This window comes from Legionella sp. 227, from assembly GCF_043161935.1.
Classification (GTDB): domain Bacteria; phylum Pseudomonadota; class Gammaproteobacteria; order Legionellales; family Legionellaceae; genus Legionella; species Legionella sheltonii.
Genome location: NZ_CP171154.1, coordinates 1433339 through 1458857, shown reverse-complemented (window position 1 = coordinate 1458857; position 25519 = coordinate 1433339). Strand labels below are relative to the sequence as shown.

The following is a 25519-nucleotide window of genomic DNA, read 5'->3' as shown; positions in this document are numbered from 1 at the left end:
AAAAGTTCATAATGAAAATCGCTAGTGTAAAACCCATCACAACCAAATTACATTGAATTGGATTAGAGTCCAACCAGCGACATTCAGAAATTGATCAATGCGACTTCTCTAGCCTAAAATTTCTCGTCATGACGCCCCATAAGCGCATCGCTAAAGCTGTAATTCACTCGAGTGCATGGGCTCAATATCCCAATTGGCCTGGTGTTGTATCAATCCTTTTTCAAGTGCTGGCGCAAGAAACTGGAATAAATGGTTTTCCTTATAGTATTTTATGAAACGAGAAGCGTAAGCAAATCGTTCAATATCAGATATTTTTTCATCACTAAGATGCTTAATTGCTTCCGTGCTTGCAGTACTGGAAAAAAACCAATTCAACTTTAATAGGCCCGATAAGCCGCAGCATCTTGATGATTTGTACTGATAATAATCTTTAATTACAGGAGCGATCTCAGCAAGTGACAGTTTAGGATAATTCTCTTTGCTGTTATACATGCAGCACTCACCCTGTTGTGCTTGTTCTCTAAATAATTCTAATTTTGTTTTTTTGGTTCGGTCCGTTTGATGGAAATTAGCTTTCTCTGGTAGGTTATTAGAGAGGAATTGAAGCCTAATTGCTCCGTTTTCGTGTTCTTTGTACTTTTTAAGTGAGTTTAAAAATGAGTGAGTCATGATGGATGCTTCTTTTCTGTTTGCATCAAGATAAATAAGGTTAATCTGTAACCTCCCTTTAAAGTCATCAAGCAAGCCATCTTCTTTCATTTTATCAGCAACTTCAGGGACTAATATTGAGTTGTTACTTTCATCTGTGACCCTTAGGTGCAAAGACAAATTTTCAAAAAATCTTAATGTTTCAGTTTTTACCTGCTCAAGCCCATGAAGAAGAGACTTTTTACCAGGCTTACCCGAAAATAGTACAGAAACTTTGCTGTTGCTTGGTAGTTGGCATAATTTTTTCTCACCATGGTAACAGACTAGAACGTCATGATTTTGCTTTGCCTCTAATAACAACCATTCATCGATGATTTTTTTTAGGTTTGGCGGAACTGCTTTCTTTTTAAAAGGAACATATAAATAATGACTCACTAAAACCACCTCTTCAAATGTATCATTTAAGTAAAGTTTTGTAATAATTATACTAAAACTCAAAACAAATGAACAGTATTTGATCGTCATGAAACAAAGATAGGCAATTATGTTCGGCGTGAACCCTACCTTATGCCTTATTTGAAAAAGGCTTTGGCACGGTTTGGCTGCATTACTGTTACAGTATTCACTCTGATTTTGAGATAATTTGGGTTGCTAAATCCTCAATCCTAAGAATATCAGTTCACCACCTAAAACCATGTGCCAATTACTACAGCGTAATACACACCTTGTGCGCCTTTGATGGGTGATTTTTCGAGGTGATTTAAATAACCTCTGCTTTGCTGCTGCGTTCACGAATTTTCTCGGTCACTTCGCTCACTACGTGATGCATTCTTCTCTGCTCTGGTAAAAATTGACTCATAATTCGAGCAAAAAGATGAGTATCGACTTGTCCTTAGCGCTCCTTTCCATCAATTGGCATCAATTAAAATACTTCCTGTATTTTCGATTTTACTTTTCCAAATTCGTTGAGGAAAAGAAACGTGCCAAATCTTTTAACTCTTCCTGTTGCACTTGAGCATTTATCCAATTCAGTTTCACCTGGGTAGTTAATTGCTCTCGTTGATTCACAAGGAACAATGTACTGTCCCCTTCAGTGAATTTTTTTGTCTCTCCCTGTTGCACCTTTAGTGCCAAAGAATATTCTTTTTTTAAGAAAGCGACTTGTTGACGCATTCTTCTTATCCCAATATAAAGATTGGTGAGTTCATTTCTAAGCTGCTCATACATAAACTTTTTTTCCGCGCGTATTTGCTCCAGCTCACTTTGGGTACGAATTAATTTTCCTTTGGCTTCTCGTCGTAATACAGGAAATTTGAAAGAAACTCCGATAAAAGCTGCCTGAGGAATTAACGCAGGATATCCGCCACTACCGTTTTGCTTAAAAGTAGATGCAGTAGCATCCAAATTGGGGAGCAACTCATTTTTCGCTAAATCACGCTTCAGTCTTATTATTTTTGAGTAGTTTCGCAGTTTCTGTAATGCAGGATGGCGAATTAACTGAGGGAATCCTTGGGCTAATTGACGTTGCTGCATCCAAATCTGGGAAGGCAGACTGTGTTCCGATGGAGTTTTGGGGTTCCCTCGTTCATCTCGATAATACAAAGATAAATTTATTGCAGCTTGTTCGAATATCATTCTCCCTTGATTAAGCAACTGCTCTCTTTGGACTATTTGTTGTGTGTTTTCAGTGATTGCAAGTCGCGCGAGATCGCCCTGATTTGCTTGCTGCTCAATGGCAACTTGTCGCTTTCGCGCTAATTTTAATAACTCTTTAAAGGTTTTTAATTGCCACCCTGCTTCTACCCATTGCCAATAGGCTTTAATCGTTTCCTGATATATCTTAATTTTTATTGCTTCCATGTCGTGTTTTTTCAACTCAATGGACTCAGCGGTAGTTAATAAATCGGTTCGCTCCTTATCAATCAATCGATCTCGAAGTAAAGGTAATGATAAACCAGCTCGGTATTCTCCACCTGAATTCGTTAAGTAATTTTGATAATAAATAGGCCAGTTTCCATTGCCATTTCGATACCCAGCAAATAATTGGACTCCATTATAAAAAGTAGGAACACTAATCTGGGTATCTCCGTAATTATTGATATAACCACCCGCTGGCTGGGATCGAGTGCTTGCATCAAGAGAGGGATCGAACTTTCCCAACGCACTCAAATGTGCGCCTTGAGCCTTTGTAATTTCCAAACGTGCTATTTTAATTTTGGGATAATACTCAGTCACGCTCTGAAGCACCTTATCTAGGGTTAATTGAGGGTCTTCACTTGCCACACTGACAACCGAGGGAAAACAACACATCAAACCTAGAATGAGCTGATATTTAAAACCAGTATGAGTAAAAAATCGAATCATGACGGATTCTTCCCTGGAGTACTTAACGAATTCTTCTCGGGAGTACTTTCGGGCGGAAAGCCATTAAATTGGCGCCACAATTCATACCATAAAGGGACTTCGCCTAATTGAACCCAACCATGAACACGCACGCCTTGCCTTAAAAATCGAGGTTGAGGCCAAGGCTCATCTGGGACAATGACGGCACGAAATAGCCCCATTCCATTGTCTGTGGGATCTATAAAGGCTACCGTACCACCAAAGGTACCTACAGCAATTTCTGGCCAACCTCTAAATTGGATTGCAGGCCATCCTTCAAACTGTAATCGCGCTTTTTGATGAAGTTGAACAAACGGAATATCATTGCCATCAATCCATAACTCCACTGCGCGCGATTGTGTGTCGGGAATAATTTGCGCTAAAACATCCCCTGCTTTAATGACGACACTCTCTTGACCTGTCAACCGTTTAAAAATTACTCCCGCGACATGTGCTTTTATGAGTTGTGTTTGCTGACGGGCAATTCGCACATCAACATCGACTAGATCAATATTTGCTTGTGCTAACTCACTTTGGTATTTCGAATATTCAATTTGTGCCAATTCAAACTGACGCTTTGAATTAATTCCTTGCTGATACAATCTTTTTTGACGTTCTAGATTGGCTTTTCCGGCTATTATGGATTGCTGTGCTGCCTGTATCCGCAATTCGATAGCTTTTTTTTCTAATTCCAATCGCTTTAATAATTGAGGATCAATATCGCTGATTTCAACGATAAGATCACCAGGCTGTACCTTCATTCCCTCATCAACATACCATTTTTTAATGCGTCCATTGATTGGCGAGTTCAATGTATGAAGTCGCTCAGTGGGGGAATAAGCAATCACTTTTCCATTGCCAAGAGCAAACTGTTGCCAGGGGGTAAAAATTAAAAATAAAATGAGAATCAAAGCAATAAGAACAATGATTTTGGCGATTTTTTGGGGCTTGGGGAGTTTGGCGATCATCGTATAGGCATGTAATTTCATGGAAGCACCGCGTAATTTGATATTTCTTTAAATTCATGAGTTTGGCTAACTAAAATCATCAGGGTATTTTTTAAGTTCAGCAATGGTGCCATGAGCAAGTCAATTTTATCGCGCTCCAATCCATCAAAAGTACGGTCAATAATCAGTAACTGAGGCTCAAGCAAGATAATTCGTACGATCATGAGTGCAATAAGCTCAAACTCGGTAAATTCATTTTGCCAATCATAAATAACCGCTTTTAAACCTAAAGGTTGATGTACTATTTTTTCAGAAAGTCCGAAATGATTGAGCTGCTCCATAACCTGTTTAGGAGAGATACTCTTATGGTTTAGTACTAAGTTGTCATAAATGCTGCCTACAAACCATTCAGGTCTTCGTAACAATAAACTGTATTCTCGAAGTGCTGCTCGATGCTTTTCATTGCATAATTGTTGATTGACTTGAACGTGCATTTCATATTTTTTCCCAAATCCTAGCAGTGATTCAGAAAATGTTTTACAACTCTGTGCATCCTGAGAATAAATAAATAGAGGTTTATTCAAAGAAGCAATTGCTTGACTCTTATTTGGGAATTTTATTTCTATGGTTTGGATAGGCACCAATAAAGCATTGAGATCGATTTTAATTTCTTCTAAGGGTAAATTGAGGACTACATCAATCTTATTCTTGGAGGCAATTAAATCATAATAATTCTCAAGAAGAACACCAAATCGTTTAAATGCATAAATCAATGCACCAAGAACAATTTCAGCAGCTACCAGTTGTCCTAAACTCAATTGATTTTTAATCACAAGATATCCTCCTAATCCCAAAAGGAGGCTACTTGAAAAGGCCGCCAGCAGATAAAAACCAATTTGATGCTTAATCAGTTGTTTAAAATGAGTTTTCCTTGCATTTAAAAAAGAAACCAAATGCTTGTCGGATTGTAACGTGGCGTAGTGATTATAATTACTAAACCGGAATAAAAATCGATTGATTAGAAGTTCTTCAAGCCAGGCACCCACTTGATGTTTTTCGGCACATTCTTTTTTTGCACTTTCTAATCCCTTACGAAAGGGGATAAAAATAATTAACAAGAGACTGAGAATGATAGCTACGTCAAAAATGATAAATAGGGGATGGTAAATGAGGAGAAGTAATAACCCCAAAAAAAGCTGTAATCCTAAATTAACCCCATAAAGCAAAAGACTGGAAAGTGATTTATTGATGGTAGCCACTTCAAAAAAACGATTGACCAGCTCAGGACCATGATGCGTTGAAAAACTATCAAGTGACAGACGGGTAAAATGATTGGTGAGGTTTAGACTTATTTTTACCATCAATTTTTGCTGAATGACTTCAAGAATTACAGTTTGCCAAACATTTAAGGCACCCAGTGCCGCCATTAAGATGAACACAATCAGACTCAAGGTCACTACGGGCTGCATTAATTTACCAAAAGCAATTAAATTGATTAATGTCTGTGCAGCAATCGGAATACTTAATGTGAATAAGCTTGCTATTAAGCTAATGAGTGCAATCGATATCAGTGTTGGTCTATCTAAAACATCAGTAATTGAATTCATTTCTTTACTACTATCCTTTTTTAATCGTAAAAAACTAGTGCTTTAATTTTTTCAATAAAAAAAACTCAAGGGACTCGATTGCTTTATTGGGCTCTTTCTTTTTTAGCAAGGAGACATGAATGTCGTTTAATTTAGGTAAAAAATCCTCATCAAGTCGGTCAAGATCATTGGGAATCATGCTGCGTTGTATGGCAGTAATGCCTAACCCTGCGCGCACTGCAGCCATTTTTCCAGTATAGCTTTGACTGCTGAACACCAGACGCCAGTTTAAATGATGATTCTCTAGAGAATGAATCACGTTTCCACGATAAACACAAGGTGTTGGTGAGAGCACCAGCGGAATTGGTGTGTTTTTATTGAGTTGAGTGAGAAGCTCTCTCTTACCCACCCAATCCACTGACTCATTCCACACATCTACACCCTCAGCAATTTGATTTCTTTGATTGGTTTTAATTAATATCAAATCAAAATCGCCGTGATTAAAACGTTCGATTAAATTAAGAGTCAGTTCGCACTCAACATTCAGCATCACCCGTGGATGCAGTCGTGAAAACTCCACCAACACATCCGATAAAAACATTGACGCAAAATCCTCAGGCAAACCAAATCGAAGTTCCCCATGAAGTTCTGGTGCTTTAAATCGGTCGAGTGATTCGCGATGCAGTTCATAAATTCTTTTGGCATAGCCTAAAAAAAGCTCGCCATCAGGGGTCAGAGACAACTCCCGTCCACGAAGAATTAATGGTTTTTCAATCAACTGCTCGAGTTTTGCAATCTGCTGACTCACTGCGGATTGAGTGCGTCCCACCCGAACAGCTGCTTTTGTAAAACTTTGGGTTTCAGCAACCGCCAAAAAGCATTGCAAGGTTACGGTATCAAGACTCATTAGAAATCCTAATTAAAGTTATAAAAATTATTAATTTTACTAATATAAGTTTATCTTATATATTTTCATTGTAGCAAAACATTTTCTAATGAGGAATGCTGTGAATACAATAATACTTCTTTTATGTGGGGCGCTTCTGGCATGTCCAACCCTCGCCCTGTTCATTAACTGTTTTAGTGGCAGGAAAAGAGCTGCCTCTGCCGCTCGCTGGGCAGGTGTATTGATTGGTTTTGGATTTGTAATCGGCGTTATTTTGTTAAGCTGCTTGCGCTTTTCGGAAATGCCGATGATTTATCTACTCACCAGCCTTAATACCTTAGCCCTGTTATTATGTACTTTAGTTTTATTGGTGAGCTTTATTGTTCATCGATTTTCACTAAGGTACATGGATGGCGACCGACTCTATTCGCGTTATTTTTGCACTCTCTCAGCGATTACGCTTAGTGCTGTAGTTATGGTTCTTGCCGATAATCTTTTTCTGTTTTGGTGCTCCTGGTCGCTAAGTAACCTGCTATTAATTGCTTTAATGGTTCATAAGAGCGAATGGACTGCGGCAAAAAATTCAGGTCGGCTTACCTTCAATACTTTATTAGTAGGAAGTATCAGCTTGTTAGCCGCTTTTATCTTAATCACCTTAAGTACTGACACTGCATCCATTCAAGCTATAAATCAGAACGATATAGCAAGCTCCGCCGTGTTCATGCCAGCGATGACGTTGATGACACTCACGGCATTGACTCAATCTGCCATTTGGCCGTTTCATCGCTGGTTGATTAGCTCTTTAAATTCACCAACCCCGGTTTCCGCACTGATGCATGCAGGTCTTGTCAATGGCGGTGGCATCCTGATTGTCAAATTTGCCCCGCTCTTTGCAGCATCGAGTCACTTACTAATGACTGTATTCATTCTTGGAACCCTCTCAGCATTTTTAGGAACCTTTTGGAAGCTCATGCAGCATGACATCAAGAAAATGCTGGCGTGCTCTACCTTAGCGCAAATGGGATTTATGATGATGCAATGCGGTTTAGGATTATTTGCCGCCGCGGTGGCTCACTTGTGTTGGCATGGTTTATTTAAAGCCTATTTGTTCCTAAATTCGGGCTCTGTCATTGCTCAAAAAACCAATGAACCTAAAGCCCCTGCATACAAACCGCTTCTCTTTTTAATTGCGTGCAGTGGCGGCTTCTTAGGCATGCTTGGTTTTGCATTCATGACGAATAAGCCAATCCTGTCTTTGCAGGCAACCTCGTTCTTACTGGTATTTGCATTCATTGCAGGAGTACAACTGATGCTCACCGTGATGAACAATCGCTTGTCCATCATTAACATGACACTTGGCCTCTTGATTTCTTCCTTAGCTGGCTTGATATACGGAGCAAGCATTCATCTGATTGAAGCACTTCTTCCTAACTTAACTCAGTATTACTTACCCAAGCTATCAATACTGCATCTGATTGCTTTAGTTCTGCTTGTACTCCCCTGGCTGCTATTTAACCTTGGGTTTACGAGAAAAATTAAAGAATCAAATTTCTGGTGCTGGCTCTACATGAACTTATTCAATCAAAGCCAACCCGCCCCACAAACGGTAACCACATTACGGTCTGATTATAAATACTAATTATCCTGAGGAGTAACCATGAGCAGAGCAAAAGCAATGGCGAATGAAGAAAAAATAAATGAGCAGCCTTTGAAAACAACGGCTTCAGTCAAAACTCCAAACAAGAGACTCGAAGTCCGTGCATTAGTGGATAACGCTGCCCAACGGATTGCCCCGGTTTGGCCGCTAGAAACGTTTATCGCATGCAACCCCTTACAAGGATTTGAAGCGCAAAGTTTTGAAGAGGCTTTAGCACAAGGCGGATTTCGACGAAAGGAAGTTTCCCGCAATCGGGCTTTAGAAAACGTCAACCTGCAGATGATTAAATGGTGTGGCGGTTTTTTTGATGCTGGACAAGGTGCTATTGAAATGCCCTATCGAGACAAAGGGTTCTATTTTGGATTTTTGAAACTAGCGTGTTTTGATAAAAAACTTCATGAGAATAAGAAAGAGGCAAAACAATGGCTAATGAGCTTGCCTGAATCTGCTGAAGAGGCAATTATTCATTGCCTGAAAAAACTTAATGTACCCAAAGAAAAAGCAGAAGAATTCATTACTCAAACCTTTCTTTATCTGCCAGGTTGGGCGGGTTTTGTGAAATGGAAAACTCACTGGCACCATCCAACAACAGCAGACAAAATACCGGTTACACTCACTGACTTTCTTGCGGTGCGCCTGGTTATTACCTGTTTGCTCTGGCCTGATGCAGGTCTGGAAAAAAAAAGCGAAGGAGATGGCTCTTTGGTTCAGGACGCTCTTAAAAAAATAAAACGCAATGAAAAACACTACGAGCAGGAATTGCTAAAAGCACTACTACCTGCAGTCAATCAGCGGACAACCAAGACTCAAAGAGCAGATGCGCAACTGGTGTTTTGTATCGATGTCCGCTCCGAACCAATTCGCCGGGCTATAGAGAAACTGGGAAATTATGAAACTTTAGGATTTGCCGGCTTTTTTGGTATACCTATTCGTGTGCAAGAGTTTGAGAGTGGCAAAACAAAAGACTGTTGCCCAGTATTATTAAAGCCCCGTTATCGTGTTGATGAAAAACCAAGCGCAGCAAATAAGGCCTTTATTGAACAACACCAACAGGGCAAGACGGTTAAGACCACTCTTGGCAAGGTCTATCAAGAATTAAAATATAATTTTGCAACGCCTTTTGCTTTGGTTGAAACCCTTGGGGCTTGGTGTGGCCTGAAGATGGTGCTGCAATCGTTAGCTCCTAACTATACCAAGAAAACAAGTCAAGCCTTGAATCATTTAATTGTCCCCCAAATCCAAACAGAGCCCTCGTTTGAATTAAATGAGGCTAATTTGGAGCAAGGCATCGCTTTAAGCGAGCAGATTGACTATGCCGAAACGGTATTACGCCTCATGGGGCTCTCTTCAGGTTTTGCAAAAGTGATTGTTCTTTGCGGTCATGGAAGTTCCACCGAAAATAATCCCTATGCATCGGCTCTAGATTGTGGTGCCTGTGGCGGGAATCATGGGGGCATTAACGCCAAACTATTGGCAGCAATTCTAAATAAAACGGAAGTAAGAAGGGGTTTAGAGGATAAAGGAATTCACATTCCAATCGATACTGTGTTTTATGGTGCTCTTCACAACACCACAACGGACTCTATTGAGCTTTATAACCTAAAATCAAGTAAGGTCATTTATCCAGCGCTGCTCAATCAGTTACTTGCCGATTTGGAGGAAGCAAAATCGAGCAATAATTTAGAACGAGGTCGCAAATTAAATTCAAAACATGCAGAGCAAGACATTCAGCGAAGGAGTCAGGATTGGTCTGAAACGCGCCCTGAATGGGGTCTTGCGCGCAATGCAGCGTTTATTGTGGCGCCCCGTTCTTTAACCAAAAACATCCATCTTGATGGCCGATGCTTTTTACATTCCTATGACTGGGAACAAGACCCCGAAGGAAGTTTCCTGGAAACAATCCTCACTGCACCCATGGTGGTTGCTCAATGGATTAATACCCAGTATTTATTTTCAACCCTCGATAATGTTGCTTACGGCAGTGGCAGCAAAATAACCCACAATGTCACAGGTAAAATGGGCATCATGCAGGGCAATGGCAGTGATTTAATGCATGGACTTCCTTTGCAATCAGTGATGAGAAGTGATGAAACCCCTTACCATCAGCCACAACGCCTGTTGACTGTAGTTCATGCACCCAAAGCACTCGTATCAAGCATCATTGAGCGTCAAGCGGTTTTAAAAACATTGTTCTTCAATGAATGGGTTCATCTCATCATCATTGAACCAAGTGATGGTCAAGCCTACAAACTGAATCAAAATGGCAGTTGGATTTTAGCTCGCTAATGAGGAGAAAAAAATGAAGGTGATTAAAGTTCAAGAACGAAAGGATATTGGGATTAATCTCCACCCAATGAAAAAAATAGAAATAATCGTTTCTGGTGAGCATGAACAGCTCATCAGCTCGATGATGGAAGAGGCAAAAGTCACAGGGTTTACCTTGCTTCGCAACATCTCAGGTAAAGGCCATAATGGATTTCATGAAGGAAAAATATTATTCAACGACCGAGCGTCACTGATTATGTTTCTTGCCGTAGCTCCTGAGGAAGTCATAGCAACCCTTGCTTTAGGAATGAAAACCTTATTGCAGCAGAATTCGGGGGTCATGTTTGTTTCCGATGTTGATGTAGCCCGAGTGGATTATTTCCACTCAACCGCGGGAGCTTAATCATGCATTATCGCAATCAGTCGGTTTTGCTTGCCTCAAAACATGAGAAAGAAAAAGCAATTGCGAAAGTATTTTCTGATAAACTGTCGTGCAAACTGGATGTACACGATTTCGATACTGACCAATTTGGGACCTTTACTGGTGAAATAGCAAGGACATTAAGTTCCTATGATACCTGTATTTTAAAAGCAAGACATGCTGCAGAGCGCTACGGTTATGAATTAGCAGTTGCTAGCGAAGGAAGTTTTGGTCCGCATCCTGCATTTCCCTTTATTCCCAGCGACCATGAAATCATGGTGTTTTTAGATCGCAAAAACAATTGGGTGATTGCAGAGCAATACACAACAACCAAAACAAATTATCGCATGATGACCATTACCCCACAAACAGAGCTTGACGATTTTTTAGAAAAAGCAGGTTTTCCCGAGCATGCTCTAACCTTGCAAACCAACAAAGAGAAAACGGTTATTGCCAAAGGAATTAGAGACATTGAGGCGCTCAAGACTGCATTATCTCTTGGCTTCCAACAAGAAAAAGAACTCTTTCTTGCAACGGATATGAGAGCCATGATGAATCCATTGAGGATGCAGGCGATTTCTGAACTCGCAGAAAAACTAGCTCATCGAATTCAATGTTGTTGCCCTAATTGTTGTGCTCCTGGTTTTGGGTTTAAAGAAACCTCAGGCAGTCTTCCTTGCAATGAGTGCACATCACCCACCTCCTTCTACCTTCACGAAGTTTGGGGCTGTATTCAATGTGATTATCAGGAGACTCACCCAAGAAAAGACGGGTTAGAAGCAGCTGAGCCACAATATTGTGATTATTGTAACCCTTAAAAAAGTAACCCCATTAGGAGTATATTGAAATGCAAGAAAAACCTTTAGTTGGCATCATTATGGGATCTCAAAGTGATTGGCCAATACTTTCTGAGAGCGCAAAAACATTAGAGGGCTTAAAGATTTCTTTTGAGGCAGAAATTGTATCGGCGCATCGGACACCAGACAAACTCTGTGACTATGCGCGAAACGCTGCAGAACGCGGAATACAGATTATTATCGCGGGTGCTGGAGGTGCGGCACATCTTCCAGGAATGATGGCCGCAATGACCAGACTTCCTGTTTTGGGTGTCCCAATACCTTCTTCCTTACTTAATGGCCTGGACTCACTGCTTTCCATAGTACAAATGCCAGCAGGTATACCGGTTGGTACATTAGCAGTCGGCAAAGCAGGCGCAATTAATGCAGCACTGTTAGCCGCCGCAATCCTTGCCAACAATAACCCGGAGATTTGCGAACGCTTGAATCAATACCGGGCGCAACAAACCCAAAAGGTTCTTGATAACAATAAACCCCAATTGGAGTCATTATGAAACTCGGTATTTTAGGTGGTGGGCAACTCGCAAAAATGCTGGTTTTGGCTGCCCACTCGTTAGGAATTAGTACGGTATGCCTATCACCCGATCCTAGTCCCTGTGTGCGCCATTTAACGCGCCTCATTTCAGCATCATTTGATGACGAGAAAGCACTTACTGCGTTTTGCAATGAAGTCGATTGCGTCACTTTTGAAACAGAAAACATACCCTTGGCTTGTGCTGAGTTCATTGCCAAAAAAGTTCCATTTTATCCCTCTACTGAAGCGCTGCAAATCACTCAAGATCGCTTTTTGGAAAAATCATTTTTAAACTCGTTAAAAATAAAAACAGCTCGTTTTACTGCGATTGAAACGCTAAAGGAACTGCAGAATGCCTTTATAAGTTGGAATAGCTCTGCCATTTTGAAAACAAGACGATTAGGCTACGATGGCAAAGGACAATATGTTCTTCATGAGTTGTCTGACTTAGCAACAGCCTGGGAATTGATGCAGTCAGGTGATTTGATTTTGGAGCAGTTTGTTCCTTTTGAGGAGGAGCTATCGCTTATTGCGGTGAGAAATCAGCAAGAAGAGATTCAATTTTATCCGCTCATTAGAAATCAACATCATCATGGCATCCTTCAATGGTCCGAAGCCCCGTTAGATAATAATTTATTGCAACAAAAAGCCCAAAACATTGCCAGCAAGGTTATGGATTCTTTAAGCTATGTCGGAGTTATAACCATCGAATTTTTTCACCATAATGGCGAGCTGATAGTCAATGAAATGGCTCCAAGAGTCCATAATTCTGGGCATCTAACCATTGAAGGGGCAATAACCAGTCAGTTTGAAAATCATTTACGTGCGATTTTTTCTCTACCCTTAGGCCTTACGGAGCTTATGAGCAAGTGCTTGTTAGTCAACTGTCTTGGCAAGATGTTCCCCATCCAATCATGCCTTGAGATACCGGGTGCCCATTATCATGATTATGGTAAAAAATCTCATCCTAAGCGCAAGGTTGGACATATTACTTTAGTCGATAAAAATCGTGACCGATACCAGGACAGCAAGCTTAAGCTCATCAAAATGCAACATGAGTACGCCATTGCTGCGGATAATTTATAACAGGTAAAGTCAACGGGCAAAATAATCTTCATCAACAAAAAAGTCTCAGAAAAAACTTTGCAATAAGGAGGTGTTATATCATAAAAAATTTGATTCGTACTGATAGTAAATGTTTATTAAAACCAGGCTTAATTTAAGGACTATTTGAAATGGCTTCAATCAGAAAATAGTCTAATCTTCAAATAATGTTAAAAACGCATAAGGATATTAATATGAAATTAATCAAACAGTTGTTCTTAGTTGCACTCATTTCCCTGTACAGCATCGCAGCAAGTGCAAACGATACAATAGTTAACGTTGCTGAAGGCAACAAAGATTTTTCAACTCTTGTTTCCTTACTTAAAAAAGCGGGGCTTGTCAGTGCACTTGAAGGTAAAGGACCTTTCACGGTTTTTGCACCAACCAATGAGGCTTTTGCCAGTGTTCCAAAAGCTGATTTAGATGCCCTTCTCGCAAATCCTGAGAAGCTGAAGGCTGTTTTACTTTATCATGTCGTCAGTGGAGACATTACTTCTGATAAAATTAAACCAGGAATGGTTAAAACACTGAGCGGACAAGATGTTGATGTGACGGTTAAAGAGGGTAAAGTTTTTGTCAATAATGTCGAGGTTATAAAAGCGGATGTGAAAGCGTCTAATGGCGTGATTCATGTCATCGATCACGTTTTAATTCCTAAAGAGTAGTTGCTTTGAGATGGCACTCATTTTCTTTGATTGCCATCTCATCAAAATACGATAATTTTTATGCATCCTAAAAATAAATCACTGTAAAATTATCGTTTGCATGGCCTTACGATTCAAAGACCCATTGAAGTGAAAAGAAAAGAGAGTATCGGAAAGTGACTCGGCTGTTGATAGGGGCAGGATATGAACGCGTTATTATATTGCTATGCATGCGTTCAGAACCGCTCAGAGATGCTGATTAAGGCCTATCCCTCTTGATGATCCACCTAATCAGATAAGAACATTGACACGTTCCCTTATGAAGCAAAAAAATATGAGGCCTTATCTTTACTCTTTTAGTTAAGCATTCGCATCAATTTATCTAAAATAAATGATATATACTATTTAATGACTACTTTTATTATATTTTAAATTTAAAAGCTAGGTAATATGAATGATTCCTCCGAAAAAACCCAAAAATGAAGCGGAACGTTTAGCGACGCTTTACAAATTACACATCCTCGATACGGAGAAAGAGGAGCGTTTCGATAGAGTAACACGTATTGCGCGCAAACTTTTTGAGGTTCCTATTTCGGCCATATCTTTTCTTGAGGCTGACCGCCAGTGGATGAAATCTACTCAAGGAATTAATATAAAAGAGGCTGCGCGGAAAACTTCATTTTGTGGTCATGTTATTCTTTCAGATAAAATTATGGTAGTTGAAGATGCTACTCAAGATAAGCGATTTTATGATAATCCTTTTGTCTTAAAAAAGCCCAATTTCAGATTTTATTTAGGATGTCCTTTGCAAGTTAAAGGATATAATGTGGGCGTATTTTGTTTAATCGACAACAAGCCGAGATCAAAATTGGACATTGATCAAAAAATGGTTAATGACCTGGCTCGAATGGTGGAAATGGATTTAGAGCAATTACAGGTTTCCATAACTGATGAATTAACCGGTTTATCGAACCGTAGAGGCTTTTTAAAATTAGCCGACTATTTGTTTCAAAAATGCCAACGTGAAAATCAAGTTTTTACCCTGTTATTTTTTGATTTAGATAAATTTAAGCATATTAATGATGAATTCGGACATTTGGAAGGTGATAAGGTTTTAAAGATTTTTGCGCACGCTCTTCTCCAAAACTTTCGATATTACGATGTAATCGCACGTTGGGGTGGTGATGAATTTTGCGTATTTTGTTCTGGCTTAAAGCGAAAATATGTACCTGGAATTATTCAACGCCTAAAAGACTCATTGGAAGCTGCAAAAATCAAGGATTACTCTATTCAATTTAGTGTGGGTATTATCGAATACAATCAAAAAGAACATCAAACACTTGAGGATATGATAACTCTTGCCGATTCTAAAATGTATGAATCTAAAAATAGTAAAGGATGAAACATTGACTCACAGCGAACGTAAGGGGTCAGGCCTTGAATTGTGACATTTCAAAACTGCAGTCGTAATTTTTTGACTCTTTGATTCACCCTCGAATAAAGCAAGCAAAAATATTCCCCAATTTCTTCGCCACTCAAGGCCTGCCCCCATTAAGTATTTATTTAAAATTGTATAGTTAAATCAAAGAGGAAAATCTTTTTTAATTTTGTTCAAATCAGAACTTTGATCTGATTAAAGAAGAAACCCCAAAAATATAGAAATTAAAATTAGAAAACTAATTGCAATAATTAAGTTGGATACCACCACTGGATTTCTCCAGGAATTAACTGTGAAAGGAGTAGTTATCTTATAAATTATTTGAATGGTAAGTAATGCAATTATGATTTGCGAATTAGGCATTAATATTAATGCGATAGATAATACAAAAATTGCTAGATAGATTGATAGTAATATTTGTCTTGCTGGGGTCTTGGGTCCATATGCTTGGATAATCCAATGTGCATCTAAAATAAAACCGACAATCACAGGTAGAAGAACCACCATGTTTATAACAAGCGCGATGATTAATATTAAGTTCATTTTCGATTAATCTTGATTTTGTAAACTTATCCTATAAAGTGAAAACATTAACAAAGCCCTCCCCAAAAATCTAGATAGTTTTCTTGATGTAACGGTATTCTTTTTTAAATTAATTGAGAGCGGAAAATGTATGGACGAAATCAGTTATCATTATGAGGCGGTTGTAAAACAAGCCGAGTTGGACTTAGTCGAAAAAGGTCATATCGCAGCCGAAGCGGAACATGGCATTGTTTGTAATTATGCATTATTTTACATTGCAGCTAGAGATAAAAAGAATCGTTTAGTTGGGCTATTAACCGCATACACTGCCTTTGCAGAAATTTACGTGGAAGATCTGTGGGTGCACTCCAATTATCGAAAGCATAAAATTGGGAGCACGCTTCTTGAAACTCTTGAAAATCAGTTCAAAGGCAAAGGCTATAATAATATCAACTTGGTAACCAGTGCATTTCAAGCCCCGGAGTTTTATAAAAAAAGCGGCTATGAAGTGGAGTTTGTTAGAGAAAATAAACATAATCCAAAACTAACTAAAACGTTTTTTATTAAATATTTTGAAGATGACGTTCAACATCAAGGTATTATTTCAAATAATAACCAATGATAAGACTGCCTTTGATAAACGGCTGCGTTAGCGTACGGTGTCAGGCCTTAAATTGTAAAATTTTTAAATAGGGACGTCCAATAAATTTTCTTTTAATTTCTTTATCCTGGCAAATGAATAGAAAGTCATACCATTATGAAAAAATCTATCGTTTTAAGCGCTTTAACTTTATTTTTCCAAGCAAATAAGGGATAGAGCACCAACCGATAATGCCCTCTAAAATCAATACAATACCCAATGTGATATAAAAAATCTTTCCCATTCCAAAGATCGCAGCAAGACACAATGCAGCACCAATTATTGTACGGTTTACCCGATCTGTTTTATCTATATTACATGCAAACTTCATTTAAATTCCTTTATTATTTAATTCTAAATTAACTTCAAATCCAACATCGTTGGTTCCTTTGCTCGTTTATCCTTCTCACTTCTATGCTCCCGTAAGGGGTCGGGCCTTGAATTTTGAATTTTCAAAACTGTAGTCGTAATTGTTTGACTATTTTACGCACACTAAAATAATGCAAGCAAAAATGTTCCCCAATTTCTTCACAATTCAAGGCCTGACCCCATTAAGCTGCGCTCAAGTATTTCTTGAACTATAGAACTGATGCATTACTGAAATCAATCGATTGTACAAATTCTTAAATCAATATTTATTTGTTCTGTACAAGCTTAGATAATTCAATCTTAGTCATTGCCAAATAGGTGACGAAGGCAATTTTAACAAACTCAAAAGCATGAATGTGTGAACTCATCGAAGACTGTAGGCTTTGATCGTGTAGTCTAAGTTTCTGTTCAAATGCGCCTGCTAGTCCATTTAGGAAATTATCAAGAATACACAGATCAATTTGACCAAAATTATTTAGCAACGGCATAGGCGCAAATCGAAACAACATTAATGCACGAAGCATAATCAAGGTTTGAAAAACTCGCAGTTAGTGTCATGATATAATATAAAAATTACTATCACTCGAGAAGAAAAGCTCGCGATTGACCTCCATGAGATCTCGTGTTTCTTCGGCAAAGGCTAATACTTTGCCAACCTCTTCCAAATCTATCACTTGCCGAATAGCCTCTTTCACATTCCCGGTTTTAAAAAGCGATGGGGCACGATTATCAGCGGCGTGAATCAATGATTTTAATTCTCGTTTAACTTGCTTAAGTTCCTGAATTTTTTGAGGCAATTCCAAAAAATAATTTCTTATACCATGATTGTATTCATTTGCAACCATGAACTTATCAGTACACATGTTAAATTTGGCATAATTATTCAATTTTTCATTTTTAAAATAATTCTGTTTATCGGAGGTTCTTAAACTTTCAATAGTTTCTTCATAAATGTGCCTCTGGATCAAATAACTATGTAAATGCTTCGGGATAAATGAACCAGGATCATTTATTGCTTCAATTGAGTCCTTTAACTTGGTAAATCTAACCTTCAACTCACTAGCGTCGACAAGATAAGATAGCTTACTTTTTTTACTCATAATTTTAAAGTTAATTCATTGATGTGCAAATATTATACACCGCTAGATTGTTTTGTTCAATTAATTACCTATATGCTCAATTAATACTATGCGGACGGGGTCAGGCCTTGAATTGTGAATTTTCAAAACTATAGCATTTTGAGCATCAATAGATTCATCAACCTTCAATTGAAATTCACAATTCAAGGCCTGACCCCATTAAGTAAGTAAGCATTGTTGATATTTCTTTACAGAAAAACTTAAGCTGCTAGAATCCGCAAAAACAGTGATATGTCGCGGAAAATTATGTAAGCCACGGTTATGATGAGGTGAAGAATGCTGGGCATGGAGAAAGTGGCGAAAAAATTTAGAGCCAAAAAGGCCGAAACAAAGCAAGGGAAAATTAAAGGGTTCTTGAAAAGTTTAATAGAGATTCCTGTTAAAGAAAAGGACGCATTACAAGACCCCGCTGGAATAGATCAAGTCGAACAAGTTACTGAAGCTCAGGATTTTGTTGAACAAAAATCAATAGAAGATACTTTTGCAAGCAGTAAGCAAACGCGTTCGAGAGCTCAGTCAAATCCGGACAGGGAAAGACTGAGAGCGCTCGGTTATCGTAAACGCTCCATCGATAAATTTTTTATGGGCTCAGCGCTACAATTGGAATCAAATAATACGAACGGAAACGAACAAGATCCCCAGTGGCAAGATTTAGAAACAGACTCTGAAAGAAAAATATCTAAAACTGGAAATAATAGACACAGTTATCCAGATACCTCTATTACCTCTTCTGATACCAGCAATGAGGGTAGTCTTAGCTCTAGCCCTATAGCACTTTTTCAAGAAGTATTTGCGCTGGATCTTGAAGAGCATCTTGATCCCCCTATACAACCAGAAAAACGACCAGAAAAAGAAAAGGTTAAATTTAATCTTAGCCCTCTTCAACTGGATCAATTAGAGCTCAGAGAGCATGATTTTGTTCGCAAAAAAACCCCAAGATACCTTAGCCAACAATTTGTTCAAAATCAGTCTAAAATTTCCTCAGAGTATTCTACTTTACCTCAAGCAGATGAAAAGAAAAAATCAAAATTTGATTCATTACCTTTTAGGCGTTCAAACTCCAAAATTAAAAAATCTCGTGAACGAAAAGATGTATTAACAATTGGCATCGATGATATTGATCCGTTTACAAGTTCCTCTGAGTCAATAACTACTAATTCAGATTCATCAGATTATGAGAGCGAATACTGGAGTAAGGAAGATAGAGAAGAAGAAATGAAGCGTAACAAAATTGGCCGATCTGATAAATTCAAATCACAAACTTTATCAGCGTCTCATGAAAGAGAAGCAAACTTATTAGATAATCCTGATGTACCTCGGGTTGATAGTGCCAATATAGAGGGTTCTGATATTACAAATGGCCCTCAACATCAAGATGCGCAAACTGATTTTTCCGCTTTAACTGGAGACGAAAGTGCTGCGACAGATTGTTCTGAAATAACGGAAAGCTTTACAACTCCAAGAGTTGAATTTGATAACCAATTGGACGAGGGAGCCAATGGACGAAGGCCACCAGGTAAACTTAAATCTGTAGTATCAAGTAGAGTGGTGGTTTTAACACCTCGTAAAGGCTCGCTTGCATCTCCTGGCTTCCATAAGCCTGATGAAAAACTGGTGAAAAAGTCAAACATAAAAATAAATTATCCGGGACAAGGAATATTTGGAGCAAAGCAGCAGGATGTAATCTCAGACGAGAATGAATTTGTAACCAATCAAACAATCATTGATCCGTAAAAAATCAGATCAGGAGCAGAATCGATTGAAAAATCAAAATAACTGATGTCACAAGCTTTTGGGTCAGGCCTTGAATTGTGAATTTTCAAAAATATAGTCGTAATTTTTTGACTATTTTACTCTCACTAGAATAATGCGAGCATAATTATTCCCCAATTTATTCACAATTCAAGGCCTGACCCCATTAAGCGCAAGTTGAATGCCGCTTACATATAATATAACATCACCAGAATGGATTTATTTTAACCACCCACTGTGTGAATTATCAATCTGATTTCATAGGAAATAGTAATGTACAATAAAATTGGAAGTGAAAAATATTCAACTCGCAGCAGTTGGGCTAAATCTTCAGAGGAAAAGCAAAAATTAATTTCCGAGTATCAAGACATTTATAATTCTGAATTATCAGAGGGAACTGTATATAGGGTTGTGGGTCTTTCTATTTTAGAAACATTAGCCTTGCCTAGATGTAACCACCTTTGGGTCTTGCCTGTAGGCCGTTATCATAGTGTCCCTCCTGAGCTCACACTTTTCTCACCTGAACGTTTGGAAATACAAAATCCGGGAGGCGCTTCTCGTTTTGCCTCAGTTATTGTCTATGATGAAATAACCGGAGGAATGTGCTTTTTTCATTTTGGTAAAAGTCCAGCATATCTATCTCATTCAAGTGCGGAGTATAAAGAAAAAAACGAGTTCTTTTTAGGTACCCCTTCTGCAAAACTTTCCGTAGACATATTAAATATATTAAAGGAATGTAATACCTTGGATAAGGTAGCAGGATCTAACCTTTTTGCTAGTTTTAAAACACATGTTAAGGAAGAAATAATTAGACATTCAAAAGAGGTAACTGATCAGACCACAAATAATTTAGCAACCTTTACAAACTTAGGCCTTGAGCGTGATACTGTAAAAATCCTCAGCGGCGAGCATGAGGAAAATACGATTATCGGTATTATTCCTTTATTGCCAGAAGAACAGCCACTTATTCTTTGTGATAGGGATCCTGCATGGGGTCCCGGTACCCATTTTACTCAAATCCCTGCTCATTTAATGCAACCATTCACTGAATTAGTTACAGATAAATCTTCTGGTGTAGACAATGAAGTGCTCCATCACTCTGGCGAGGGTGCGTTCAAGCAAAAATCAAATACACCGCATTCTTCTTTGAGCCTCTTTAATAATTCTTCGTCTAATGATAATGTCTCACCTTCTCTAGGCGATGCATTAGAAAAGGCTTTTGTAGGTTTTTAGCACTCACGGGGTCAGGCCTTGAATTGTGAATTTTCAAAACTATAGTCGTAATTTTTTGACTATTTACTCACACTAGAATAATGCAAGCAAAAATATTCCCCAATTTATTCACAATTCAAGGCCTGACCCCATTAAGTATTCATTAAGTATTTGGCTCTACACCAATTAAGGCGGCACTTTAATCAAGATCATCTAAATTAAGTCCTTGATTTAGCGATTAACAAGAGATTAACGTGCCTGGATATAATCTAATCCTAAATTTACCTGGGCTTTCCACAGTAAAGTGAGTGGTTGTAAACGACCAGTCATTCAGTGGTTTTTTTTAGCTGCGTTATGCGAAAAAATAAAAATACATCCTACAATGAAAATCAATAATACTGCGGACGCAGCAAACCGACTCAAATCCAAGCCACCTTTGGCAATCGGTTTATCGAGAAAATCCCCGAGGACAGCGCCCAATGGGCGGGTTAATATAAAAGCTAGCCAAAAAAGGATTGTTTTAGATAACTTAGTATAATAGTGAAACAGTACCAGCAAACAAAGTATACTGCTAAATAATAAGGCACTTCCTGTGTAACCAAATCCAGCACTGTCTGCAGTCCAATCGCCTAATGCCGTGCCTAGGGTTTGAGAAAACATGATGGTGGTCCAGTAAAAAGCTTCTTCTTTGGGTGTTGCTACTGTATTAATTGCAACGGAACCTAAGGTTTTTTGCCAAGTGAACAAAGAGGCTAACAAAAAAAATAATAAGATCAACGAACCACCGGCATAGCCAATACCCAGTGATCGATCGGCAAAATCAGCCAGTGTAGTTCCCACTGTCGTGGTAGCAATAATTGTTAACCAGTAAAGCATTGGGTGGAAATACCGTGCTTTTATTTGCATATAAACAGCAATACAAAAAACGAATGCAAATAAAACTGTGCTGATAAAATATCCTAAATTCATCGACATTGAAACAGCATCACCACCAGTTTCTCCAAGCGTTGTTGCCGCAATTTTCATAATCCAAAATAATAGAGTCACCTCAGGTACTTTACTCAATACCTCTTTTTTTATTGTCCGCACGGCTCCGCCCCAAATGAATTTTAAAAGTCGACATAGAGAAAGACATAACGTTCTTAGTGTGCCTTAAATCAATAATCTAACAATAACAGGCTTCCATCGAAAAATGAATTTTGCACGGCACTCACGCAGGCCTCACTCTCGGGGTCAGGCCTTGAATTGTGAATTTTCAAAACTATAGTCGTAATTTTTTGACTATTTTACTCACACTAAAATAATGCAAGCAAAAATACTCCCCAATTTCTTCACAATCCAAGGCCTGACCCCATTAGGTATTATCATCCCCTTATCCTTTAACTCCTATGTGCATTCTGATTTTTTAATAGCTAAATGCACTCACTTTTAAGCTTGAAGCGCCTTTTATGGCATATTTTTGTACAATCTTTAAATTATATCTACACTAAATACAATAGATATAATTCTTTTAGATCTTTCCTACTGCTTCATTCTTCCAATAAAAATGACGTTGAAAGTAAAGGTACAAAAACGAGGTATTTATGACTTCAAGCAAAACAGAAGCCGATCATACAAACCCGAAGCAGACTCAAACAGCTCAGACTAAAGCGCTGACCGATCTCACCGAACCCCATCGATTGAATATGTTTCAAAATAGCCAAGAGAAGTGGGCAGAAAAATCAGCTGAAGTAGTAGACAAACTTTCTTCAATGGCCAAAAAAGGATGCAGTTTACTCGAGTTATATGACTTTGCTCGTAACAGAAGAGCTGAGATTGCAGTAGAGTTAGGGCAAAACAAAAAACAGAAGAAAAATCTATTTGGTATGATAAGAACTGAGAATTTAATCACTGCAGATGAATATGCTTATCACCATCTTCTGGTAGAAGGTGAAGAAAATTTATTTACTATTATTTCACAGCGGGTTAATTCTCAACGTGAATCATTTAATACAAAAAAAAGCGTTGAATTATCCCTGTCAAAGACTCAACTAAGAGCAAATGAATTTATCTCACAAGCTCCTAAAGAACCTTTAGTCTTTTATGAAACAGACCGCAAAGATCCTTCTGATATGAGCCTTAGTGCCTGGGGTATTCAAGATCCAAATGGACAGGTTCATATACTCAAAGTATCGGCAAAATGGGGTATAACCAGCGAGAAACACTATAAAGAAAAATTGGATGAACTTGATAAGTTACTTAAAGAAGCAATGGACTCTCAAAAGACTGATCAAGAATTTTTGGAGTGTCTTGCTGAATTAATGTATGAACTTTCCAGAGCGATTCTTCTTACCCGAGGTACAGCCGCTGTTGATGGTTGGCTTGCACGAGCACTTGCCCAAACGAGGGGAATTGATCTTGGTAAGATGCATGTTAATGGTCTTCCCTTTGATATTTGTGCAGAACTCACCTTAGACAAAAAGCAATACATAAAAGATTTTGTTCAGTCATTCAGTAAAGACTTTATTACAGGTAAAGAAGAAGAAACAACCTTTACTGATTCACATTCCAATAAACCCGATATAGCCCCCTCTCTCTCACATCAAGACCAAGACTTTGCAAAGAAAAAATTTTCAAACATGCTCTATCTCAATATGAATCTCAGTAAGAAAAAAATAAATGACAGCGATTTTTCCTCTACGGTATTTAAAGATTGTAGCTATGAGCATGTTGATTTTTCTAACTCAAATTTTCATAAGACGGTCTGTACCGATTGCGATTTTTCTTTCTGTAGTTTTAATAGTGTTGGATTTTTAGAGGCAAATTTTTCTAAATCGACATTTATGAATTCAAGTTTTCTCGATGCGCTTCTTGTGTTTACAAATTTTTCAGATTCCAGCTTAATCGAATGCAATCTAACAGGGGCTGATTTAAGAAGTACACGGTTCGTTGGAACAAACCTTACACGTTCTAATTTAACCTCTACTATCCTAGTAAATGCTGATCTCACAAATGCTGATCTCTCTAATGCTAACCTCTCCAAAGCCCACTTAGGCAATGCGAACCTAAAGGGAGCAATATTAGCAGGCGCTGATTTTTCTGGCGCAAACTTGACTAGAGCCAAACTTCAAGATGCACTTTTTTTTGTAAAAACTGATAATTTGGTTGAGTTCAAGAAACAATTAGATTCGTTTGATACGGTATTAAACTTATTAACATCAAAAGAAGACATTAAAGCGCTTCGAGCGAAAGCAGTTGACTCTATTTTGAAAATGTCAGCTCAATTACCTCCCGAAACTGGCGAAGCCATGCGAAAGTTAGCAAGCTCCCATTCGTGTTTTGCAAAGCATAGAGACTTTGATTTATTAAAGTCGGCAGCAAACAGCATGTTTAGTTTTTGGTCAAACTCTCTTGGGATTAAAACAGATTCCCAAAAATCTCTCCTCGATCCTACACCATCAACTCCCTCAAAAAAAAGCTAAAATAATTTAATGCACCTGCCGTACTTACACAAATCAACGGAACTGCCCCACCCTCTCCTTTGGAAAAGTACGAACGGGGTCAGGCCTTGAATTGTGAATTTTCAAAACTATAGTCGTAATTTTTTGACTATTTTACTCACATTAGAGTAATGCAAGCATAAATATTCCCCAATTTATTCACAATTCAAGGCCTGACCCCATTAAGTATTGCACATTAGAGTAATGCAAGCATAAATATTCCCCAATTTATTCACAATTCAAGGCCTGACCCCATTAAGTATTGCTATCTCAAGGCGAAAACATCATGTGGGTGTCTAAACAGTTAGGGCATGTTGATGTTGAAATGGTAATTAAAACTTATGGTCGTTGGATTCCAGATAGCTCTTTGCAATCTGGTTATCGTCCAGTTCATGATTGGAGTAGCCATTTAGGGTGATTTTTTTCTATCTTACTGAACATCATTTCTGTTTTTTTTTCAGATGGTTAGTGATTTTATCTATAGTAGGCCGTGTATCATGTACCGTTATACTTCCATCTACAGTTACTTTTGTTATTGTGCCTCCAAAACCCTCAAGATGATTTTTTAATTGTAACCATTCGCCATCATTTAGTCCCGATTGACTAATAGTCATTAAATCAGGAAAATCTTTTAAGGATATTAATGCGGCACCAATAGTTTCATGCTCTTCTAAAGTAAAACCAATATTTGCTTTTTCCATTTCGAATCCTTTCAAGTTTTAACTATAAGCTTAGACTATTTAATTAAAATATGCCCTCGTAATGAGCCGAAAGAAGCAGAATAAAGAATAATGGTGCCGCTATAGTGCCGGGCTTCGGAAGATAGCTAAATAATCACTTATAAATCAAGAAGTTAGTTGGTGGAGGCGGCGGGAATTGAATTCAATTTCTTTGGCATTGATTTTATTCGATAAATTATTTTTAGACTTTATATGTACCAACAAAAGTACCAACAAATAATTTTATAGTTAACTCCAATATATTAACTGCTCCCTTTTGAAGACCAATAATTTGTGCTATTTCTAATTCAAGTTGAATAAATAAAACATGAAACTTA

Annotated in this window: 22 protein-coding genes; 13 read left to right on the top strand and 9 right to left on the bottom strand. The window is 38.2% G+C overall.

The genetic code is table 11. The features are described 5' to 3' along the window. Positions 1 to 150: 150 nt before the first annotated feature. The 5 genes from ACF8MK_RS06285 to ACF8MK_RS06265 form a co-directional block, all read right to left on the bottom strand. Positions 151 to 1083, bottom strand: coding sequence for a hypothetical protein (locus tag ACF8MK_RS06285; protein ID WP_392538611.1), 933 nt, complete (start codon positions 1081 to 1083; stop codon positions 151 to 153). 513 nt (positions 1084 to 1596) lie between these two features. Next, positions 1597 to 2958, bottom strand: a complete 1362-nt coding sequence (locus tag ACF8MK_RS06280; protein WP_392538928.1) for a TolC family protein — start codon at positions 2956 to 2958, stop codon at positions 1597 to 1599. A gap of 50 nt (positions 2959 to 3008) precedes the next feature. After that, positions 3009 to 4019, bottom strand: a complete 1011-nt coding sequence (locus ACF8MK_RS06275) for an HlyD family secretion protein (protein ID WP_028381659.1) — start codon at positions 4017 to 4019, stop codon at positions 3009 to 3011. Further along, on the bottom strand, positions 4016 to 5584 hold the full coding sequence (locus ACF8MK_RS06270; RefSeq protein WP_392538610.1) for an ABC transporter transmembrane domain-containing protein: 1569 nt from the start codon (positions 5582 to 5584) through the stop codon (positions 4016 to 4018). Before ACF8MK_RS06270 ends, ACF8MK_RS06275 begins: the two co-directional genes overlap by 4 nt. Positions 5585 to 5618: 34 nt before the next feature. Further along, positions 5619 to 6470 (bottom strand): LysR substrate-binding domain-containing protein, encoded by an 852-nt coding sequence (locus ACF8MK_RS06265; RefSeq protein ID WP_392538609.1) that lies wholly within the window; start codon positions 6468 to 6470, stop codon positions 5619 to 5621. Between the two features lie 100 nt (positions 6471 to 6570). Between ACF8MK_RS06265 and ACF8MK_RS06260 the strand changes: the two genes are divergently transcribed. The 9 genes from ACF8MK_RS06260 to ACF8MK_RS06220 all read left to right on the top strand — a co-directional run bounded on the left by ACF8MK_RS06260 (position 6571) and on the right by ACF8MK_RS06220 (position 16493). Beyond that, positions 6571 to 8088: a proton-conducting transporter membrane subunit gene (locus ACF8MK_RS06260; RefSeq protein ID WP_392538608.1), complete on the top strand. Its 1518-nt coding sequence runs from the start codon at positions 6571 to 6573 to the stop codon at positions 8086 to 8088. An 18-nt stretch (positions 8089 to 8106) separates the two neighbouring features. Beyond that, positions 8107 to 10392, top strand: coding sequence for a DUF2309 domain-containing protein (locus ACF8MK_RS06255; protein ID WP_392538607.1), 2286 nt, complete (start codon positions 8107 to 8109; stop codon positions 10390 to 10392). A 13-nt stretch (positions 10393 to 10405) separates the two neighbouring features. Then, on the top strand, positions 10406 to 10774 hold the full coding sequence (locus ACF8MK_RS06250; RefSeq protein ID WP_392538606.1) for a P-II family nitrogen regulator: 369 nt from the start codon (positions 10406 to 10408) through the stop codon (positions 10772 to 10774). 2 nt (positions 10775 to 10776) lie between these two features. Next, positions 10777 to 11610, top strand: coding sequence for a DUF6671 family protein (locus ACF8MK_RS06245; RefSeq protein WP_392538605.1), 834 nt, complete (start codon positions 10777 to 10779; stop codon positions 11608 to 11610). Between the two features lie 29 nt (positions 11611 to 11639). Next, on the top strand, positions 11640 to 12143 hold the full coding sequence (gene purE / locus ACF8MK_RS06240; RefSeq protein WP_392538604.1) for a 5-(carboxyamino)imidazole ribonucleotide mutase: 504 nt from the start codon (positions 11640 to 11642) through the stop codon (positions 12141 to 12143). Then, a complete protein-coding gene (locus tag ACF8MK_RS06235; protein ID WP_392538603.1) occupies positions 12140 to 13249 on the top strand; it encodes a 5-(carboxyamino)imidazole ribonucleotide synthase in 1110 nt (369 codons plus the stop codon). Before purE ends, ACF8MK_RS06235 begins: the two co-directional genes overlap by 4 nt. Before the next feature lie 212 nt (positions 13250 to 13461). Continuing rightward, positions 13462 to 13932, top strand: coding sequence for a fasciclin domain-containing protein (locus ACF8MK_RS06230; RefSeq protein WP_392538602.1), 471 nt, complete (start codon positions 13462 to 13464; stop codon positions 13930 to 13932). 433 nt (positions 13933 to 14365) lie between these two features. After that, positions 14366 to 15313 carry a diguanylate cyclase gene (locus ACF8MK_RS06225; protein WP_392538601.1) on the top strand — a complete coding sequence of 316 codons (948 nt, stop codon included), beginning with the start codon at positions 14366 to 14368 and terminating at the stop codon, positions 15311 to 15313. Positions 15314 to 16022: 709 nt separating this feature from the next. Next, positions 16023 to 16493, top strand: a complete 471-nt coding sequence (locus tag ACF8MK_RS06220; protein WP_392538600.1) for a GNAT family N-acetyltransferase — start codon at positions 16023 to 16025, stop codon at positions 16491 to 16493. Positions 16494 to 16638: 145 nt separating this feature from the next. Here ACF8MK_RS06220 and ACF8MK_RS06215 read toward each other — a convergent pair whose 3' ends face one another. Continuing rightward, positions 16639 to 16842 (bottom strand): DUF2892 domain-containing protein, encoded by a 204-nt coding sequence (locus ACF8MK_RS06215; protein ID WP_392538599.1) that lies wholly within the window; start codon positions 16840 to 16842, stop codon positions 16639 to 16641. A gap of 592 nt (positions 16843 to 17434) precedes the next feature. Next, the gene (locus ACF8MK_RS06210) at positions 17435 to 17980 is read right to left on the bottom strand and encodes a hypothetical protein (protein ID WP_392538598.1); all 546 of its coding nucleotides are present in this window, start codon (positions 17978 to 17980) and stop codon (positions 17435 to 17437) included. 333 nt (positions 17981 to 18313) lie between these two features. Between ACF8MK_RS06210 and ACF8MK_RS06205 the strand changes: the two genes are divergently transcribed. Together ACF8MK_RS06205 and ACF8MK_RS06200 are read left to right on the top strand one after the other, a co-directional pair. Beyond that, positions 18314 to 19753, top strand: a complete 1440-nt coding sequence (locus ACF8MK_RS06205; RefSeq protein WP_392538597.1) for a hypothetical protein — start codon at positions 18314 to 18316, stop codon at positions 19751 to 19753. A gap of 291 nt (positions 19754 to 20044) precedes the next feature. After that, positions 20045 to 21004, top strand: coding sequence for a hypothetical protein (locus ACF8MK_RS06200; protein ID WP_392538596.1), 960 nt, complete (start codon positions 20045 to 20047; stop codon positions 21002 to 21004). 309 nt (positions 21005 to 21313) lie between these two features. On the opposite strand, the gene ACF8MK_RS06195 is transcribed toward ACF8MK_RS06200, so the two are convergent. Next, on the bottom strand, positions 21314 to 22072 hold the full coding sequence (locus tag ACF8MK_RS06195; protein WP_392538595.1) for a hypothetical protein: 759 nt from the start codon (positions 22070 to 22072) through the stop codon (positions 21314 to 21316). A gap of 494 nt (positions 22073 to 22566) precedes the next feature. Here ACF8MK_RS06195 and ACF8MK_RS06190 point away from each other — a divergent pair, with 494 nt between their 5' ends. Both ACF8MK_RS06190 and ACF8MK_RS06185 read left to right on the top strand, forming a co-directional pair. Further along, entirely contained in the window at positions 22567 to 24444 is a 1878-nt protein-coding gene (locus ACF8MK_RS06190) for a pentapeptide repeat-containing protein (RefSeq protein WP_392538594.1), read from the top strand. Positions 24445 to 24748: 304 nt separating this feature from the next. Further along, positions 24749 to 24880 carry a hypothetical protein gene (locus ACF8MK_RS06185; RefSeq protein WP_392538593.1) on the top strand — a complete coding sequence of 44 codons (132 nt, stop codon included), beginning with the start codon at positions 24749 to 24751 and terminating at the stop codon, positions 24878 to 24880. A gap of 22 nt (positions 24881 to 24902) precedes the next feature. Here ACF8MK_RS06185 and ACF8MK_RS06180 read toward each other — a convergent pair whose 3' ends face one another. Beyond that, positions 24903 to 25163: a hypothetical protein gene (locus tag ACF8MK_RS06180; RefSeq protein WP_392538592.1), complete on the bottom strand. Its 261-nt coding sequence runs from the start codon at positions 25161 to 25163 to the stop codon at positions 24903 to 24905. Between the last annotated feature and the right edge of the window lie 356 nt (positions 25164 to 25519).

Excerpts from the sequence above, each read along its gene's own strand:
- ACF8MK_RS06280 (WP_392538928.1), bottom strand. The coding sequence starts at position 2,958 with ATGTGTTGTTTTCCCTCGGTTGTCAGTGTGGCAAGTGAAGACCCTCAA.
- ACF8MK_RS06275 (WP_028381659.1), bottom strand. The coding sequence starts at position 4,019 with ATGAAATTACATGCCTATACGATGATCGCCAAACTCCCCAAGCCCCAA.
- ACF8MK_RS06270 (WP_392538610.1), bottom strand. The coding sequence starts at position 5,584 with ATGAATTCAATTACTGATGTTTTAGATAGACCAACACTGATATCGATT.
- ACF8MK_RS06265 (WP_392538609.1), bottom strand. The coding sequence starts at position 6,470 with ATGAGTCTTGATACCGTAACCTTGCAATGCTTTTTGGCGGTTGCTGAA.
- ACF8MK_RS06255 (WP_392538607.1), top strand. The coding sequence starts at position 8,107 with ATGAGCAGAGCAAAAGCAATGGCGAATGAAGAAAAAATAAATGAGCAG.
- ACF8MK_RS06250 (WP_392538606.1), top strand. The coding sequence starts at position 10,406 with ATGAAGGTGATTAAAGTTCAAGAACGAAAGGATATTGGGATTAATCTC.
- ACF8MK_RS06245 (WP_392538605.1), top strand. The coding sequence starts at position 10,777 with ATGCATTATCGCAATCAGTCGGTTTTGCTTGCCTCAAAACATGAGAAA.
- purE (WP_392538604.1), top strand. The coding sequence starts at position 11,640 with ATGCAAGAAAAACCTTTAGTTGGCATCATTATGGGATCTCAAAGTGAT.
- ACF8MK_RS06235 (WP_392538603.1), top strand. The coding sequence starts at position 12,140 with ATGAAACTCGGTATTTTAGGTGGTGGGCAACTCGCAAAAATGCTGGTT.
- ACF8MK_RS06230 (WP_392538602.1), top strand. The coding sequence starts at position 13,462 with ATGAAATTAATCAAACAGTTGTTCTTAGTTGCACTCATTTCCCTGTAC.
- ACF8MK_RS06225 (WP_392538601.1), top strand. The coding sequence starts at position 14,366 with ATGATTCCTCCGAAAAAACCCAAAAATGAAGCGGAACGTTTAGCGACG.
- ACF8MK_RS06220 (WP_392538600.1), top strand. The coding sequence starts at position 16,023 with ATGGACGAAATCAGTTATCATTATGAGGCGGTTGTAAAACAAGCCGAG.
- ACF8MK_RS06215 (WP_392538599.1), bottom strand. The coding sequence starts at position 16,842 with ATGAAGTTTGCATGTAATATAGATAAAACAGATCGGGTAAACCGTACA.
- ACF8MK_RS06210 (WP_392538598.1), bottom strand. The coding sequence starts at position 17,980 with ATGAGTAAAAAAAGTAAGCTATCTTATCTTGTCGACGCTAGTGAGTTG.
- ACF8MK_RS06200 (WP_392538596.1), top strand. The coding sequence starts at position 20,045 with ATGTACAATAAAATTGGAAGTGAAAAATATTCAACTCGCAGCAGTTGG.
- ACF8MK_RS06190 (WP_392538594.1), top strand. The coding sequence starts at position 22,567 with ATGACTTCAAGCAAAACAGAAGCCGATCATACAAACCCGAAGCAGACT.
- ACF8MK_RS06185 (WP_392538593.1), top strand. The coding sequence starts at position 24,749 with ATGTGGGTGTCTAAACAGTTAGGGCATGTTGATGTTGAAATGGTAATT.
- ACF8MK_RS06180 (WP_392538592.1), bottom strand. The coding sequence starts at position 25,163 with ATGGAAAAAGCAAATATTGGTTTTACTTTAGAAGAGCATGAAACTATT.